This is a genomic window from Brevibacterium sp. BDJS002, assembly GCF_028201555.1.
Lineage (GTDB): Bacteria > Actinomycetota > Actinomycetes > Actinomycetales > Brevibacteriaceae > Brevibacterium > Brevibacterium aurantiacum.
This window is the reverse complement of the sequence record NZ_CP116392.1, coordinates 3,443,756-3,460,459: the sequence shown is the minus strand read 5'-3', so window position 1 is coordinate 3,460,459 and position 16,704 is coordinate 3,443,756. Positions and strand designations below refer to the sequence as shown.

General features: G+C 63.1%; 12 protein-coding genes and 1 tRNA gene. 9 read left to right on the top strand and 4 right to left on the bottom strand.

The annotated features are described in order from the left end of the window. The first annotated feature begins 8 nt into the window (after positions 1-8). Complete coding sequence (locus tag PGC08_RS16055; RefSeq protein WP_271708876.1) at positions 9-1,268, top strand: MFS transporter; 1,260 nt, start codon at positions 9-11, stop codon at positions 1,266-1,268. Between the two features lie 136 nt (positions 1,269-1,404). Continuing rightward, on the top strand, positions 1,405-1,902 hold the full coding sequence (locus PGC08_RS16050) for a DUF456 domain-containing protein (protein WP_069600847.1): 498 nt from the start codon (positions 1,405-1,407) through the stop codon (positions 1,900-1,902). Between the two features lie 270 nt (positions 1,903-2,172). Here the strand turns inward: PGC08_RS16050 and serC are convergent, their stop codons facing one another. Further along, positions 2,173-3,330: a phosphoserine transaminase gene (serC, locus tag PGC08_RS16045; RefSeq protein ID WP_009881901.1), complete on the bottom strand. Its 1,158-nt coding sequence runs from the start codon at positions 3,328-3,330 to the stop codon at positions 2,173-2,175. Positions 3,331-3,469: 139 nt separating this feature from the next. Between serC and pdxH the strand changes: the two genes are divergently transcribed. From pdxH to PGC08_RS16020, 5 genes are all read left to right on the top strand, one after another. Continuing rightward, a complete protein-coding gene (gene pdxH, locus PGC08_RS16040) occupies positions 3,470-4,141 on the top strand; it encodes a pyridoxamine 5'-phosphate oxidase (RefSeq protein WP_096168168.1) in 672 nt (223 codons plus the stop codon). A 264-nt stretch (positions 4,142-4,405) separates the two neighbouring features. Then, positions 4,406-5,092 (top strand): metal-dependent transcriptional regulator, encoded by a 687-nt coding sequence (locus tag PGC08_RS16035; RefSeq protein ID WP_009881903.1) that lies wholly within the window; start codon positions 4,406-4,408, stop codon positions 5,090-5,092. A gap of 449 nt (positions 5,093-5,541) precedes the next feature. After that, complete coding sequence (locus tag PGC08_RS16030; RefSeq protein WP_271708875.1) at positions 5,542-6,372, top strand: C40 family peptidase; 831 nt, start codon at positions 5,542-5,544, stop codon at positions 6,370-6,372. A gap of 420 nt (positions 6,373-6,792) precedes the next feature. After that, a complete protein-coding gene (locus PGC08_RS16025) occupies positions 6,793-7,293 on the top strand; it encodes an HNH endonuclease (RefSeq protein WP_009881905.1) in 501 nt (166 codons plus the stop codon). A 142-nt stretch (positions 7,294-7,435) separates the two neighbouring features. After that, positions 7,436-8,500, top strand: coding sequence for a universal stress protein (locus PGC08_RS16020; protein ID WP_271708874.1), 1,065 nt, complete (start codon positions 7,436-7,438; stop codon positions 8,498-8,500). 36 nt (positions 8,501-8,536) lie between these two features. Here the strand turns inward: PGC08_RS16020 and PGC08_RS16015 are convergent, their stop codons facing one another. The 3 genes from PGC08_RS16015 to PGC08_RS16005 all read right to left on the bottom strand — a co-directional run bounded on the left by PGC08_RS16015 (position 8,537) and on the right by PGC08_RS16005 (position 11,230). After that, on the bottom strand, positions 8,537-9,163 hold the full coding sequence (locus tag PGC08_RS16015; protein ID WP_271708873.1) for a class F sortase: 627 nt from the start codon (positions 9,161-9,163) through the stop codon (positions 8,537-8,539). A gap of 66 nt (positions 9,164-9,229) precedes the next feature. Then, positions 9,230-10,672, bottom strand: coding sequence for a hypothetical protein (locus PGC08_RS16010; RefSeq protein WP_271708872.1), 1,443 nt, complete (start codon positions 10,670-10,672; stop codon positions 9,230-9,232). A gap of 482 nt (positions 10,673-11,154) precedes the next feature. Further along, positions 11,155-11,230 (bottom strand) — tRNA-Arg (locus tag PGC08_RS16005). A 277-nt stretch (positions 11,231-11,507) separates the two neighbouring features. Here PGC08_RS16005 and PGC08_RS16000 point away from each other — a divergent pair. Beyond that, entirely contained in the window at positions 11,508-16,511 is a 5,004-nt protein-coding gene (locus tag PGC08_RS16000) for a DUF4011 domain-containing protein (protein ID WP_333937929.1), read from the top strand. Next, positions 16,504-16,683: a hypothetical protein gene (locus PGC08_RS15995; RefSeq protein ID WP_069600840.1), complete on the top strand. Its 180-nt coding sequence runs from the start codon at positions 16,504-16,506 to the stop codon at positions 16,681-16,683. Before PGC08_RS16000 ends, PGC08_RS15995 begins: the two co-directional genes overlap by 8 nt. Positions 16,684-16,704: the final 21 nt, after the last annotated feature.

Here is a 16,704-nt window from a genome sequence, read left to right as displayed (position 1 = left end):
CACACTCGATGGCCCACACGTTCCGGTCACTGGCAGAACCGAACTACCGACATTGGTTCGCCGGTGCCCTGATCTCGAACACCGGAACGTGGATGCAGAGGACGGCCCAGGACTGGATCGTCCTCACCTACCTGACGAACAACAATGCCTCGGCCCTGGGTATCACGATGGCGCTGCAGATGGGCCCACAGCTCATCATGTTCCCCTTCGCGGGAGCGATCGCCGACAGGTTCTCCAAGCGCAGACTGCTCATGGTCACCCAGACACTGTTGGGGGCCGTGGGCCTGTTGCTGTTCGTGCTCGTCATCACCGACGCCATCGAACTCTGGCACGTCTACCTGACGGCTCTGGCCCTGGGCATCCTGGCCACTCTCGACAACCCAGCCCGGCAGGCATTCGTCTCCGAGCTCGTCGGTGAGAAGCTGCTCCCCAATGCGGTGAGTCTGAACTCCGCATCATTCAACGGTGCCCGCATGATCGGTCCCGCCGTCGCCGGTGTCCTCACCGCGGTCATCGGTGCCGGGCCGGTGTTCCTCATCAGCGGGCTCGGGTTCGCCGCGACTCTGACGGTGCTCATTCGGCTGGATCAGTCCCGACTTCACCCATCGAGTCGCCGTGGCACGGGTGGGATCTTGGGCGGATTCAAATACCTGCGCCAACGTCCCGATGTGACGATCGTGCTTGTGGTGCTGTTCATCGTTGCGACCTTCGGGTTCAACTTCAACATCTACACCGCCACGATGGCCCGGATCGAGTTCGGCAAGGACGCCTCCGGCTTCGGTCTGCTCAACTCCGTCATGGCGATCGGATCGGTGACCGGGGCGCTGGCCTCGGCGAAGCGGGAGAAGCCGAGGCTGCGCTTCATCTTCGGTGCGGCAGGCGGTTTCGGTCTCGCAGTCGGGACGGCGTCCCTGATCCCCAACTACTACGTCTTCGCAGCCTCACTTGTGCTGGTCGGCTTCGCATCGCTGACGATGATGACCTCGGCCAACGCCTATGTGCAGACGACGACCCCACCGCACTACCGCGGTCGGGTCATGGCGATCTATGCCGCTGTCGTCATGGGCGGCACCCCTATCGGTGCCCCGCTGGCCGGGTGGGTCGCCGACCTGTACGGACCGCGGATGGCGATGGTCGTCGGGGCCGCCTCGGGGATCATCGCCTTCGCCGTCGGGCTGGTGTGGATGATTGTGGCTAAGAACCTGCGGCTGCACTACGACCCCAAATCACGCATCCGTCTCCACGTGAGCTATCACGGACGGCCATGAGAGTCGGGCCGGACGCTCATGAAGGTCGGGCCGGACCCTCGTGAGGGGCAGGTCGGCAGGCGTCTGCCATCCTGAGTGCTGCGCAGAACTTGGTCCCTTAATATGAAAACCCCATGAGCAACAGATCGGACACACAGTGAACGCGGACATTCTCACCTCGGTGCTGGTCGGATTGGCGATCCTCGTCGGCTGCCTCGGCATCATCTTGCCCGTGCTGCCGGGTTCCATCCTCATCGCGATCGCCGTGCTGGTGTGGGCCATCGTCATCGGTGGGCCGATGGCCTGGATCATCTTCGCCATCGTCGCTGTCTTCGTCGCCGCCGGTATGAGCGCCTCGTTGGTGCTCACGGGCAGGAAACTCAAGGCGATGAAGGTCCCCAACAAGTCCGTGCTGCTGGCAGGTCTCCTCGGCATCATCGGATTCTTCGTGATCCCCGTCGTCGGTCTGCCGATCGGCTTCATCGCCGGGCTCTACCTCGCCGAATACCTGCGGCTCAAAGAGGCGAAAGAGGCCTGGGACTCCAGCTGGGAATCACTCAAGGCGATCGGCATCGGCACCGCCCTCGAATTCCTGCTTGCGCTGCTGGCAGCCATCACCTTCGGCATCGGAAACCTCATCCACTTCCTCGGCTGAGGAGCGGGGGACGGGGGCCTCGTGCGGGTTCTTTCCACCGCATCACGCACCGGTCGTCGCACGTCCTCCCGTGAGCTGCTTCGCCTACAGATAGTTCAGCACCCCGCCCTCGCAGCTCTAAAACGCCTCGTTGCAACGGGGTGTTGAGACACTGCGGGTGCGGGGTGCTGAAAGCTATTGCCGGGAACGGCACCTAACCATTGGGCGCCGAAGCAGCTGGCGCCGAACCACTTGGTGCTCACCTAGCTGGCGCCTAAGCCGCCCGAGGTATCAGGCCAGGGCGTCGATGACGAAGTCGATGCTGGCCAACAGCGCCTTGACGTCCTCGGGATCGACGGAGACGAAGGTCGCGATGCGCAGCTGGTTGCGGCCCAGCTTGCGATAGGGCTCGACGTCGACGATGCCGTTGTTGCGCAGCACCGAGGCGACGAGGGCCGCATCGACCGAATCGTCGAAGTCGATGGTTGTCACGACCGACGAGCGATCCTCAGGGTTCTCCACGAAGGGATGAGCCACCTCGGCGGCATCGGCCCAGTCGTAGACGAAACCGGAGGTCTCACGGGTGCGAGCGGTGGCCCACTCGAGGCCGCCGTTGCCGTTGATCCAATCGATCTGCTCAGCCAGGAGCACCAGGGTCGTCACAGCAGGAGTGTTGTAGGTCTGGTCCTTGCGCGAGTTCTCGATCGCGGTCACGAGATCCAGCGATGCGGGAATCCACCGCCCCGAGTCCTTGATCTCCTGGGCACGGGCGATGGCCTTCGGCGACATGATCGCCACCCACAGGCCGCCGTCGGAGCCCATGTTCTTCTGCGGCGCGAAGTAGTAGACGTCGGTCGCGGTGATGTCGACGGGCAGACCGCCGGCACCCGAGGTGGCGTCGATGACGACAAGCGAATCCTCGTCGATGCCCTCGGGACGCGTGATCGTGGTGGCCACACCGGTCGAGGTCTCGTTGTGCGGCCAAGCATAGACGTCGGCCGTGACATCGGAATTGCCTGTCGCCTCGGCGAGGGCAGCAGGGGAGGGGACGGCGGAGGTGCCGGGCTCGGCCTTGAGGATGAGGGAATCTTGCAGATGCGGGGCCTCGTCAGTGGCCTTGGCGAACTTCTGACCGAATTCGCCGAAGGTCGCGTGGGCGGCGCGTTCGCGCACCAGCCCGAAGGCGGCGACGTCCCAGAAGGCGGTGGAGCCGCCGTTGCCCAGGACAACCTCGTAGCCGGAGGGCAGGTTGAAGAGTTCGGCCAGGCCGGTGCGGATGCGCCCGACCAGGTTCTTCACGGGTGCCTGGCGGTGGCTGGTGCCCAGCACATCGGCGGCGGCAGAATTCAGCGCCTCGATCTGGGCTTTGCGGATGCGGGCCGGACCGGCGCCGAAGCGTCCGTCGGCGGGCAGGAGTTCGTCTGGGATCTCTATATTCGTGGCAGTCACGCACGACAGTCTACGACGCACCTACCTGTGCCCGATGGCCGGCACCGTCATCTTGAGTCATGTCGGCCTCGGCGAGTCGGCATCGCCATGTCTGTATCTGCGCGAGCGTTGTGTCACTGGGTCGCCGTAGAGTGAAGGCATGAGTGAGCCAGTCGACCGATTGCCGCAGACGCGGAAGTCCTACGAGTCACCGACCTTCGACCATCCCCAGGTCTCGCCGCTGGAGCTGTTCAGACAGTGGTACGACGAGGCCGCCGGCCACGTGCGGGAACCGAACGCGATGACGGTCTCGACCCTCGACGAGTGGGGTCCTTCCTCGCGGATCGTCCTGCTCAAGGGCATCGACGAAACCGGTTTCATGTTCTTCACCGACTATGACTCTGCCAAGGGCCGGCAGCTGCGCGCCGATCCCAGGGTGGCCGTGAACTTCCCCTGGCAGGATATGGAACGGCAGGTCAGGATCAGGGGCCTCGCCGAGGTGGCCGCCCCCGAGGACTCCGACGCCTACTTCGCCGTGCGCCCCCGCGGATCACAGATCGCAGCCTCCGTCTCGAAGCAGTCCCGGCCGGTCAGCGGTCGGGAGCAGATGCAGGCAGAATACGATGCCGCCCTGGCGGAGTATGAGGACAAGGACGTGCCCCGACCAGAGCACTGGGGCGGGTTCAGGGTCCGTGTCTTCGAGATCGAGTTCTGGCAGGGGCAGAAGAACCGGTTCCATGACAGGTGGGTCTTCCGCCGTGCCGACGGCAGCCACGAACCTGCAGATCTCTCCCGGGCGGAAGAGTGGAGTCCGGTACGCCTCTACCCCTGATCCGGGCTCCGTCTCGAGCGGGGTCTTGACCGGGGTCTTGCTGAAATATTCGTCGTGCCGCCAGCGTTATCCGGAAGACAGGGTGACTACGACAGGCGAGGCCGGCGGCAACGCATTGAATGAAGGCCTCGGATCAGACGAGCCGGTGGACTTCAACTCTGCTTGAAGGCACGTGATCATGTGTACGCGGGATAGGATTGAGGCTGAGAACGCCTGAAATGGTCGAATGGGCCTGAAGACGAAGAGTGGAGTGGCTGGTCTGAAGTGAACGACCTCATTGATACAACTGAGATGTACCTCAAGTCGATCATCGAGCTTGAGGAGCAGTCGATCGTGCCGTTGCGAGCTCGCATCGCTGAACGTTTGGATCACTCCGGTCCCACCGTTTCACAGACTGTGGCGCGCATGGAACGCGACGGTCTGCTGCATGTGAGCAATGACCGACACCTGGAACTGACGGCAGAGGGGCGTCGTATCGCCACCGAGGTGATGCGCAAGCACAGGCTGGCAGAACGACTCCTCGCCGACGTCGTCGGACTCGAGTGGGAACTCGTCCACGACGAGGCATGCCGGTGGGAACACGTGATGAGCGAGCAGGTCGAACGTAAGCTCGTCACCCTGCTCCCCGAGATCGCCTCGGGCCCGTATGGCAATCCGATCCCCGGTCTCGACGTGATCGGTGGAAAGCTGAACAACGGCACGGAGGTCGTCGATCTGGCGACCGCAGTGGCTCGCGACGGAGCGAAGGAGCTTCGGATCGCCTGGTTGGCAGAACCACTCCAGGTCGACATCCATCTGCTGCAGCAGTTCCAGGTCGCAGGCGTCCTGCCCGAGAGTGATGTCGAGATCTCACGCAACGGTGAGTACATCACTGTTCAGGTCCCCGGTGCGCAGGACGTGCTCGATCTGCCGCTGGATACCGCCTCGCACGTATTCGCCTATAAGAAGTAAACCTGGCCAGGGAGTGAGCCCGGCCGAGATGTGAGCCCGGCTGCCGAGGCATTGCGGTGTCACGGTCACGAGACTGCGCGGTCACGGTCACGAAACGTTGCCGGTTACGGTCAAAGGTCTCGACTCGGGCCGGTTTGTTACAAAGCATCGCCGAACACGGCCCAGAGAGCGTCAGATCGCTCCCTGGGCCGTGTCGTATAACGAGCAAATGTTACGAAGATTTATCGGGAAATCACGCCTCTGACCTGCACCTTTATGGAAAACCTCAGGTGTTTCCCTCGTGGTTCGTGACAGAAACGTGACAATCGGTCACTGATTAGTTACAGTTGTGGAGGTCGTTCACGAAAGTGGCGACTTTGCATCGAGAGCCGCACGCCACGCTCGATGTGAAATCTCTGAGGACCGAGAGTGGCGGTTGGGATCTTTCCAATAGGTGACGAGAGGGAAACGTGGCAACTAAGCAGCATGGCCGCCGCGCCGCTGAAGCCAAGGTCAAGACACCATTGACCGAACTGACCGATATCCTGAATGCCAACTCCGCCGTCTTCGGACGCCGTGCAGCCGTCGTTGCTGCCAGCGGTGGACTGCTCACCGCAGCCGTCCTTCCGGCAGCAGGACAGGGAGCCGACGAGAACGTCGCAGTCTCCGCCGAGTCAGAGGCTCACACCCAGGTTGAGTACAAGAACCAGACGGCGACCGTCACTGCTGGCGACGAAGACCAGGACAAGGACAAGAAGCAGGATTCCTCCTTCAGCGCCGACGTCCAGACCGTCACCGCCAAAGCTGCACCAAAACCAGAACCAAAGCCCGTTGAGACCGCTGAAGACACTTCAGACGATGACTCCGCTGATGCTCCGACCGCCGGTTCCTCGGATTCCGGTGACAAGGACAAGAGCGAGAGCAAGGACTCCGGGTCCGACGATGCCGGCTCGATCGACGGCTCCAAGGCCGAGCAGGTCATGGGCTGGGCTGCCAAGGGCGTCGGCACTCCATATGTTTACGGTGGAACTTCGCAGAGCGGCTGGGACTGCTCCGGTTACACCTCGTGGGTCTACAGCAAGGTCGGCGTGAACCTGCCTCGCAGCTCGGGCGCACAGAAGGCCGCTGGCCAGGTCGTCTCCCAGTCGGAGGCCAAGCCCGGTGACCTCATCTGGCGCCCAGGTCACATCGGCATCTACGCCGGTGACGGACAGATGTATGACGCCGGTTCCCCAGGTTCAGGCACCTCGAAGCGCAGCTACAGCTGGATGGGCAACGTCACCTTCATCCGCGTTCTCTGATCCAGTTCACACACAGAAACTCCCCGCCCGGCTCGACGGTCCTCGAGCCAGACGGGGAGTTTTTGCGTACCCGATTGCATCAACTTCCCGCAACGCACCTGTGGTGCCAGCCTCGACACCGGTCCTCACGGCCCTGAAAAGTGAACGACAGTGAAAGAATCAGTGACGCGAGCGGTATGAATTCGGTCACAGGGGAGAGTCGGCGTTAGTCTTAATAAGATTGAGTTTGGCGTAAGTGATGGGGAATCAGATGGGCCACAGTCGAATAGTACGAATAGCCGCTCCAGTTTCTGGCGCGGAGTACATATCTGTGTCTGTCCCTTCTTTCAAGGCGTTGTGCTGCGGCACAGCGCCTTTTGCGTTCCCAGGGCCCGTGTCGATCGACCGGAACCACACTCACACGAAGATGAGGGGCGGGATATGAAGACTCTTGTGCTGAATGCCGGGTACGAACCACTGTCGATCGTTCCGTTCACCAGGGCCGTAGTCCTGGTGCTGACGGGCAAGGCGACGGTTCTGGCCGCCGAGGATGTTCCAGTGAGATCCGAGCACCTGAACCTCGACCAGCCATCGGTCATTCTGCTCACACGGTATGTGCGGCCGCCCCATGACCGTCGAGTCTCACTCTCCCGACGGGGAGTGCTCCGGCGCGACAATCACCGCTGTGCCTACTGCGCGAAGCCTGCGACGACCGTCGACCATGTCGTTCCCCGCTCCCGCGGTGGGGTCAACAGCTGGGAGAACCTCGTCGCCTGCTGCCGCGAATGCAACAACCGCAAAGGCAACAGGTCACTGGCGGAGATCGGGTGGAAGCTCAGCTTCCACCCCCAGGAGCCGCGAACAGGTCAATTCTGGATGCGCGGGATCGACAAGCCGGTCGAGCAGTGGCGACCGTTCCTGGAGCTCTCCAAAGCCGCCTGAGACAGGCATCGTTCCAGCTGGTCGTCGTGGTGTCCGCACTGAGACGCAATTCGGATAACGATGTGACATAGGCCCAGGCCTGCGATCGATTCTGATTTAGGGTGGAAGCGAGAGAAGTTCGCTTCAAGATGAGGAGCTTGCTATGAACGAGCAGGACCGACCCCAGAACGCCGAAACCACGCCCCCAGGGGAATCCGACGCCGTCATCGTCGGCATCGACGGTTCGCCACCCAGCCGCAATGCACTGGCATGGGCGATCCGCGAAGCGAAATCTCTGGACAAGCCGATCCGCCTCGTCGGTGCCTACACGATCCCCAGCGTGGCTGCGGCCGCGATCGACGTCTCCTACGTCCCGATCGATGACACCTCAATCCGTGCGGCAGTCACCAACACACTCAAAGAAGCCGCCGCCGAGGTGAAGGCCGCCGGTGTGCCCGTCGAAGCCGTCATTGAGATCGGCGACGCCGCCGGTGTCCTCATCGACGAATCGAAATCGGGGAGCCTGGCCGTCGTCGGCTCACGCGGACGCGGCGGATTCGCCGGACGCCTGCTCGGCACCGTCTCCAGCGCACTGCCAGCCCACTCCGCCTGCGCGACCGTGGTCGTTCCCGCCTCGTGGCAGCCAGATGCCGAGAGGACCGCTCACCCCACATCCTCCCGGCCCATCCGCCAGGACGGCATCGTCGTCGAAGAGCCCGACCCCAATGTCGACGCCATCGAGGGGCTGCGTTTCGATGGCAAGGTCGTTGTCGGAGTCGATTCCCTAGGGGCTGAGTCTCCCGCGCTGTGGAAGGCTGCTCGACTGGCTGTGCGCCGTGGATCGCCGCTGCACATCGTCGCTGTCATCACCACGACAGTGATCGGCCCGGAATGGCTGCCCAGCACAGCGGACCTCGAGCGACTGGTCAATGAAGGAGCCGACAAGCTCGTCGTAGCCAAGCAGCGCCTGCAGGAGGAGTTCGCAGACCTCGACGTCACCTGGACCCTCTTCGACGGTCAGCCCGCCGAGGTGCTCGTCCGGGCCTCAGACACCGCCGAGGTGCTTGTCATCGGTTCTCGCGGACGTGGCGGCTTTGCGGGACTGCTCCTAGGTTCGACCTCGCAGTCGGTTCTGCCGTATTCGCAGTGCCCGACGATGGTCGTCCGCGTCACCCGCGACCATAACAAGCGTCGACACGATGGCGAGGTTCCCGAGCCGGGGCTGTGATACTGGGACCGCTGCCTCGCCTTTCGGCTCGGTTGGTCATCGCCGGTCAGCGATCGCCTCGATGACGACGTTGTCGGCTGATCGACCGGAGCTGCGCTGCAGGCACGTGAGAATGACGAGGCGGCCGGGTTCATCGGCCCACACACGATCATCACCGGAGATGTCCGTCTTGGGAACGGTGTAGGAGTCGGTCACCGTGTAGTCGCGGTCCTGGAGAGTGATCGACTCACCCTTTTCGACAGTCGGCTCTCCTGCATCGACATCGATGAGTGTGTTTCCGGGCAACTCGGCTCCTTGTACGGAGTGGATGGCGACATAGGTCGTGCCGCGTTCGGGGTGGTCGGGAGTGCCGTGATTACGCACAACGTAGCCATTGCGCAGCCCGGGGGGATTGATCGCACCGTTGACCTCGGACATTGTCTCCAGCCCGGTATCAAGTCCGACAGAAGGGATCTGGAATTCTCCGTCGAGGGCTTCGATCTGCATCGCCTCGACGTCGGTTTCGCTTGGGGGCTCTTCAAGCTGAACATCGGCCTGACTCCCGGCGGTGCTCTGTTCGTCGGTGAGGCCATGGGTGAGCATCCATGCACCTGAGCAGATGAGCGCAATGATGACAACTGCGGCGGGGACGGACCACCAGTCACGAAATATTCGTGCCGTCATGGGTTCCTTTCATATGTCGGTGGCGGCCACCGAAGCAGTGGCCGCCACCGAGTCATGACTGAATCGTCAGTTGCCCGTCATGCGACGCCGAAGTGCACCGATGATGAGTCCTCCGGCCACGGTCAGAAGTCCGATGCCGCCGAGGAGGTTCCAATTGGGTCCGGCGTCGGCCGAGTCAACGTACGCACCGGTTTTCACTACCGGGTTGTCGTCTGGCTTATCGGCCTCGGGAATGGCGATTTCCACGGTCTCCGAGGGCACACCGTAATCATGAGAGAAGGCTTCGTTCGATTCGGAGGCAGGAGCCGAGGCCACGAATGTCACAGACTTCTCCTCGCCGGGCTTCACGAAGTCGGCATCGAGTGTGAGCTCGTCGGTCTTGAAGTCGACGGTGCCGTCTTCCTCGCAGGTGACATCGGGAGTGAAGGTTTCAATCAGCTCCGCATCCTCGGGAGGAGTCTTGGACTGAGAGATGGTTCCGTCTTCGGCATACACCTCGACCTTGGCATCTTCGATGGTTTCACCCGGTGCACAGTGCTCCAAGCGAACCTTGTCAGTGACCTTGGCCGGGAGCTCAGTGATCTCTTCGACCGAGACCTGCGAAGATACCTTCGGGGTGTAGAGGCCCTGGTAGGAATCCGATGCCTGGACCGTTGTCTCCTGCCCCTCAACGACAGCTTGCAGGCTCGCGCGATCATATCCATCAGCGTCGAAGTCCTTGGGGTTCCACTGGGTGACAGAACCAGTCGGCATTCCCGAGAAGGTCACTGATACAGAGACATCGGGAACGTCGTCGGTGAAATCGAGGGGCACCTCGACCGACGATGTGTCGGATGTGATTTCCGTCGTCTCAGGCTTGGCGCCGTCGACAGTGAGCTCACCGTGGAATCCGGGAACGCTGACGCCCTCGGAGTTGACCAGCGAGACAACCGCAGCCGATGAGTCCTCGTCAATGGTGACGTCGGCCTTATAGGTGCCGTCTCCGGCATACTTCGCGGCTTCGTCGCCCATGAGTGCCGAGAGGTCGTATGCGTCGGGAAGTACGTCATCGTAGAACGCGTCCGCGCCGATGTCCTTGAGATTCTGAGAGTCCTCGTTCCACCCGATGCCATCGGTGACCTCTTGCAGACTGCGGTCCTCGAGAATATCGCGGTGGTCTATTTCATCAGAGCTGTGTACGTGCTCGCCGATTGCCATGTCATGAGCCATCTGATCGGCCTGGTCGTCGCGGGGCTCGTCCCACTTCGCGAGGATATAGGCCAGCTCGGGGGCTTCGACCGATGATCTTCCACTTTCGTCGTAGCCGTTGCCCATGGGCTGGTTCAGGCCCCGGTCGATGCACCAGACACGGTTGCCGGAGAGGACACCCGACGATGGAATGTAGGCACCGTACATGGTGGCATTGTCGACGCCGCCCTGGTTGTCAGTCTCAGGGTTTGTGGTGACGCCGGTGAAGTCTGGTTCGCCCTCGTATGCGCTGAGCTGGGGGCCGAGTTCGGGCGCAGCCATTGCCGGAGACGAAAGGAGAGTGCTCCCGGCGATCAGTGCAATCGTTGTGCCGACTACGGGGAGTCGTCTGCGGAGTTGCCGCATGTTCTGGTCCTTCCTGGGGTGCGCCACGTGGTATCGGCCTTCGACTCCGCGTGGTTTGGCACAAGGCGGTTTGCCGTCGCTCGCTCCCACCTGGATAGCATAGACGCAGCAAGGATTATTGTCTTGTTGAGTTGACGATGTTCTCGGCATTCGGGTGCCGGTGGCCATTGTCGTTGCAGTTCAGGGGTGTACTCGGACATGCGACGGCGCACGCGGGCATCGCTGTATCGTCGATTACCAGGCGCAGATGAGTGAGGGTGATTGCCGCGGCGGGTCCGGGAATGCGATGCGATGAAGCAGATTGACCATGCCATGCGATGGGCCTGAGTGCAGGTGCGCAATGTGCGGCGATCGAAGGCGGGTATGCGGCCGAGAATCGGCCTGATCCGCAGTGGTGATGGCGCCCCCGGGCAGATTCGAACTGCCGGCACCCGCTTTAGGAGAGCGGTGCTCTATCCCCTGAGCTACGGGGGCGATGTGGCCTTCTTCAACCACGACCACCAAGTGTAGCGTAGAAGAAACCTGGATGTTTCACGGTGTGCCAGCACCTATTATGTGTAGTTTCTCGTTAGGGTCGAAGTGTGCCAGATTCCGTTGTTGACGATCAGTTCCCAGAACTCGACGATGTCTACGCCGAGTGGAAACAGCAGGCTGCCCATCTGGGCGGTCGCGACACCATGCTCCATTTCCGGGACTCGCGTGATGGCAGCATCGATCTCTCCGGAGCACATCCCTCTGGGCTAGCCAGCTCCTGGCCGGTCGCGCCACGCGACTCTCCAGCCTGGTTCGTGACCACGAAGTCCTCGCCGACGCACGCCGCCGTGCGAAATCGATCCGATCGAAGGCCGAGCAGCTCGATAACGAACGCGGAATTCAGGCCGCACACCTGGCGATCGGCTTCGCCTCGTGGACGGAGAAGGACTCCACGTACAAGTTCAACGCACCGATCGTGATGCGTCATGTCACGCTCGTTCCCCGCGGTTCCCGCGTCGAGGACTTCGAAATCGTGCTCGGCGACGGGATCATGATCAACCCCGCCTTGGTCCAGCACCTGTCTGAGGTCTACGACCTCGAGGTACCCGTTGACGAATGGGTCGATGCCACGGGCGGACCACACGGCTTCGATCCGGGTCCTGCGCTTGATCGCCTCCGTGACCTTGCGCAGTCCGTGCCCGGTCTGCGCATCAACCACCGCTTCGTGGTGTCGACGTTCGCCAACATTGCGAGCCCATTCACCACCGACTATCTGCCCACTCAGCACCCGATCCTCCGCGCCCTCGCCGGGGACGAAGAGGTGCGCGGCGCACTGGGCGGCCCGTCCTACTCACCGACCCCACGCCAGCATGGCACCCGTCAGAGCGACGCTGCCGTCTCCGACGAGCAGGGTAGTCGAAACACTCAGGCTTCATCTGAGCATGATCCGGCGACTGCCGACGACGATGAGTTCTCACAACCCACGGTTCCGATCACGGACGGCTCCCTGCCAGGGGCTGCAGCGGATCGAACCGGAACCGCGACTGCGGGTGAGACTTCAGGCTCCTCCGCATCTGCGGCTGCGGCACCGAAGGACGCCAAGCCTGGCGTCACTCAGCCAGTCGATACCAAGTCGGGCGACGCTAAGCCGGAAGACACCACCTCCGCTGACGACGTTGCCTCGGGCGACACTAAATCTGCCAGCGCCACACCTGCCGACACCACGTCTGCTGGCGCCACACCTGCTGACGACACTGTGGCAATCGCCGATGACACGTCGACTGCCGTCGGCTCCGAGGCGAGCCGCAGCGAATCCGACAAAACACCGTCGGCCTCCACCAGCTCAACTGCTGAGAAGACTGCGAACGAACAGGCTTCGGCGAAGGCTGCTGAGAGCGATTCCGGCACCCCCTCAGACCTGGGCACAAGCAAGAGCACGGCCGAGAACAAAGGCACGGCCAAGAAACCTGAGTCTGCCGCAGCACAGGGCAAAGAAGCTGCCTCCGCGACCGCTCACGGGCCTACAGCTTCCGGACGTGAGGATGTCGCCAAAACCGGAACTGCGAAGTCCGAACCGACCGTCGATGCCGACACTGCAGATGCCGAGAAATCAGGCACCAAGCCGCCGGTCGCTGCCACTGCATCCGGCCTGGACAAGGACGCAGCCGCAGGTACAGAGACACCTGACTCCGACGAGGACGAGGTCGTTCCGGCTGCACTCAAGGAGCCCGTCACACCACTTCCTGATCGCAAACCTCAGGAAGAGTTCCTCGTCATCGACGTCGACGGTGATCAGCAGGCCGTCGTCGACGCCGCAGTCTCCGGACAGTCCGTCGTCGTTGACACCCCTCCCGGGACCGGTGCCACACAGGTCGCCGTCGCGGTCGCCACAACCCTGGCCCACACCGGCAAGAGCGTGCTCTTCCTGGCGCAGACCGCCGATGCTCTCGACGACTTCTCCTCCCGCCTCGGTGAGGTCGGGCTCTCTGAATTCGCCGTCGACACCCGTCAGGGCACCGGTGCGATCAGGAAGCAGCTCGTCGGCCTCATCGGTTCGGCCGAGAGAGCCGAGCGCCCGGACCTGTCCGGTCTGCTCAACGAACTCAACGAACAGCGCGAGACGCTCAACGAGCACGTGTCCTCACTGCATCGTCGTCGTGAGCCCTGGGACGTGTCGGTCTACGAGACGATGCAGCATCTGGCGGAACTGACCTCCGGCGAGGATTCTCCTCAGACTCCTGTCCGGTTCGGTGAGGACCTTCTCGGCGCCAGCGATGACCGTCGCGATGCGCTGCGCGGAAAGCTCAGCGAACTGGCGTCACTGGGTGCCTTCACCCTCGACGTCGAGGACACCGTCTGGTTCGGTGCCGACCTCAAATCTGTCGAAGAGGCCGAAGCTGCGCGCACTGTTGCCGAACGTCTCGGTCGGACCATTCCCGACCTGGTCAAGTCTGTCGAACCGGTCCTGTCCAAGGCCAAACTGAACCCGCGCCGCAACCTCAATGACTGGTCACGCGCCATCAAGGTGCTTCTGCGGGTGCGCACGACCCTCGATAACTTCGCCCCCGACATCTACGACCACCGCCTCGATGATCTCATCGCAGCAACAGGCAGCTCAGAATACCGCGCCGAGGCCGGCGTGGAGATGGGCATGCTCCAGCGCAAGCGTCAGAAGAAGGCCGCGAACGAGTTCCTCCGTCCAGGCGCTGACGTCTCCGACCTGCACGCGGCGCTGATCGACGTCCGTTCCCAGCGCATCGTGCTTGAGGATCTGGCTGGCCACGACGGTCGTCCGCAGATCCCGCGCGGCGTCCTCGAGGCCGATGCGATCCTGCAGACCGTTGAGGCCGACGTTGCCAAGATCGCACCGATTTTGGAGACCACCCCCGACGGCGGCGACCTGGGCCTCATGCTCATCGAGGAGCTGCAGGCACGCACCGAAGCCATGGGTCGTGACTCGGAGAATCTGGCCGAACTGCCGGAGCGGTCCCGACTCCAGCGTGAGCTGACCGACGAGGGACTGTCTGATCTGCTCACGGATCTGCGTCGTCGCAAGGTCGACACCACCTTGGTCGGACCTGAGTTCGACCTAGCCTACTGGGCATCGGTTCTGCAGCGGATGGCCAGTGAAGATCCACAGGTGGGCCGCCACGACGGTGCCGAACTGCATCAGGTGGCCGAAGGCTTCCGTGAGAACGACCGTGCCTTCGTCGCAGCGGGCGCTGGTCGCCTGCGTTACAACCATGCACAGGCATGGAAGCGGGGAATCGACAACGACCCGATCTCCGCTGGTGTCATCAAGCAGGAGCTGCTGTCCCCGCACACCTCGGTGCAGACCATGTCGACGCGGGCCCCAGAACTGCTCACCACTCTGGCACCGGTCTGGATGGCCAGCCCCTACACCGTGCCTGAGCTCTTCTCCGCACTGCCGCTCTTCGATGCCGTGGTCATCGCCGATGCCGGACGTCTGTCGGTCCCCGACGTGGTCCCGGCCATCACCCGCGCCCGACAGGTCATATCCCTGGGCGACTCCCGCCTGCTCGGACCGCGTCCGTTCTCAATCGCGGTCGATCGCTGGGGCATGGACGATGGGAATCATCCGAGCTCAGTCCAGGAGCGCCTCGGCGAGTTCCTGCCTCGTATGGAACTGTCGAACTCCTACCGGCAGTCACCGGTCGGACTCATCGATCTGGCGAACCGGCACTTCTACGATTCGACGATCACGACGATGCCGACCGCCCACACAGGCGAGGGCACCGGGCTCGAATTCTCCTATGTCGCCGACGGCAGAGGCCCAACCGATATCGGCACCGGCCGTGTCGAGAGCCCCGATGCCGAGGTCAAACGGGTCGTCGAGCTCGTGCTCAGACACGCACGCAACCGATCCCGCGAGTCCTTGGCCGTCGTCGCGCTCACCGCACATCACGCCCAGCGCGTGGCCACCGCGATCTCCCGGGCCATGAAGGACCTGCCCTACGTGGCGGCATTCTTCAACGATTCGAGCAAAGAACCCTTCGTCGTCACCGATGCCGAGCGAGTCCAGGGCATGTCCCGCGACGCCGTGATCTTCACCTTCGGCTACGGACGGACCGTCCACGGCCGAGTCATCCATGACTTCGGGGCACTCTCGGGTCCCGACGGCGAACGGATCCTCGCAGCGACGATGACCCGGGCACGCAAACGTCTCACCGTGGTCTCGAGCATCGAATCCGATGACTTCGAGACGCACCGGCTCACCGGGGGAGCGGTCCTGCTCCCACGGATCCTCGACGAGGTCGCCGCCGGAGGCATGAGGCAGCCGGGGCCACACGGTGAGATCTACGACCCTCTCTTCAACGACATCGCCGACCGTCTGCTGCAGCTCGGCGTGGTCGCTCACGAACATTACAACGGCATCGATCTGGCCGTGGCGAACTCGACCGAGGACGAACACGGCATGATCATCGCCGTCGCCGGAGACGGGCCCGAATACGCTTCGGTCCGAAGCCTGCGCCAGCGCGATCGCGTCGTGCCCGAGCAGCTGGCCCGTCGCGGGTGGAAGTTCATGCGCGTGTGGTCCACCGATGCCTTCGTCGATCCGCAGACGGAGACTGAGAAGATCTTCGGTGCGTGGAAGTCCACGGTGGAGAAGATGAGCCCGCAGGCCGTCCTCAACGCGGCACGTGCGGCCTCCGTGGTCGTCGGCCGTACCGGCAGCCGACCCAAACTGGTGCCGGGCCTGCCCATGCACAAGTATTCGGACTCCGGCCTTGACGCAATGATCGACTGGGTTCAGTCCGATTCCGTCGTCCGCGGTGACGGGGAGATCAAGGATCTGCTCCGCACGGCACTGGCGCAGAAGGGCAGCTCCACCCGCGGTGACTCCCAGCTCCAGGCTGCCGTTGACCGTTACCGTCAACGGCATACACAGGCCAAGCGAGTCACCGGCGCCGAGGTGTTGGTGCCCGAATCTCAGCAGCACAGTCCCATGGAGGACGAGGTCGTGCCCACCTTCGACACGGGAAAGATCCGGGCCGATGAGCTGCGTCAGGCCGGTCTGATCGAGACCGCAAGCAACGATCAGGTGCCCGGCCCCGTCGAACGGGATGCCCTCGGAGACAGGACCCAGGCGTCCGCAGACACCGAGCATGCGTCCGCAGACACGACGGCAAGCCCGCTGGAATCTTCCGAGCCCACCGCCGATGCGCACACGACGCCGACTCGTGACCAGGATGCGGAGAGGAAGCGTCCGCGTGCGGCCGATGTCGAGCCGCGCGAGGATGACTCACTGCGAGATGAGTGACGACGACCTCGAGACACCATCCGAGGGCGAGCACGAAACCGCTGAGCAGAAGAAAGCCCGTCTTGAGGCAGTGCTGCGCAAGTACCGGGCCACGCTGCGCAATGAAGCCGAGACCGAGGCCGGAGGCTTCAGCGCCGACTACTACAGATCGCAGAAACCTCCGCACTGGTGATCCGGCGGCAGTGTGCGTCCA

Excerpts from the sequence above, each read along its gene's own strand:
- PGC08_RS16010 (WP_271708872.1), bottom strand. The coding sequence starts at position 10,672 with ATGGCTGCGCCCGAACTCGGCCCCCAGCTCAGCGCATACGAGGGCGAA.
- PGC08_RS16015 (WP_271708873.1), bottom strand. The coding sequence starts at position 9,163 with ATGACGGCACGAATATTTCGTGACTGGTGGTCCGTCCCCGCCGCAGTT.
- PGC08_RS16025 (WP_009881905.1), top strand. The coding sequence starts at position 6,793 with ATGAAGACTCTTGTGCTGAATGCCGGGTACGAACCACTGTCGATCGTT.
- PGC08_RS16055 (WP_271708876.1), top strand. The coding sequence starts at position 9 with ATGGCCCACACGTTCCGGTCACTGGCAGAACCGAACTACCGACATTGG.
- PGC08_RS16020 (WP_271708874.1), top strand. The coding sequence starts at position 7,436 with ATGAACGAGCAGGACCGACCCCAGAACGCCGAAACCACGCCCCCAGGG.
- pdxH (WP_096168168.1), top strand. The coding sequence starts at position 3,470 with ATGAGTGAGCCAGTCGACCGATTGCCGCAGACGCGGAAGTCCTACGAG.
- PGC08_RS15995 (WP_069600840.1), top strand. The coding sequence starts at position 16,504 with ATGAGTGACGACGACCTCGAGACACCATCCGAGGGCGAGCACGAAACC.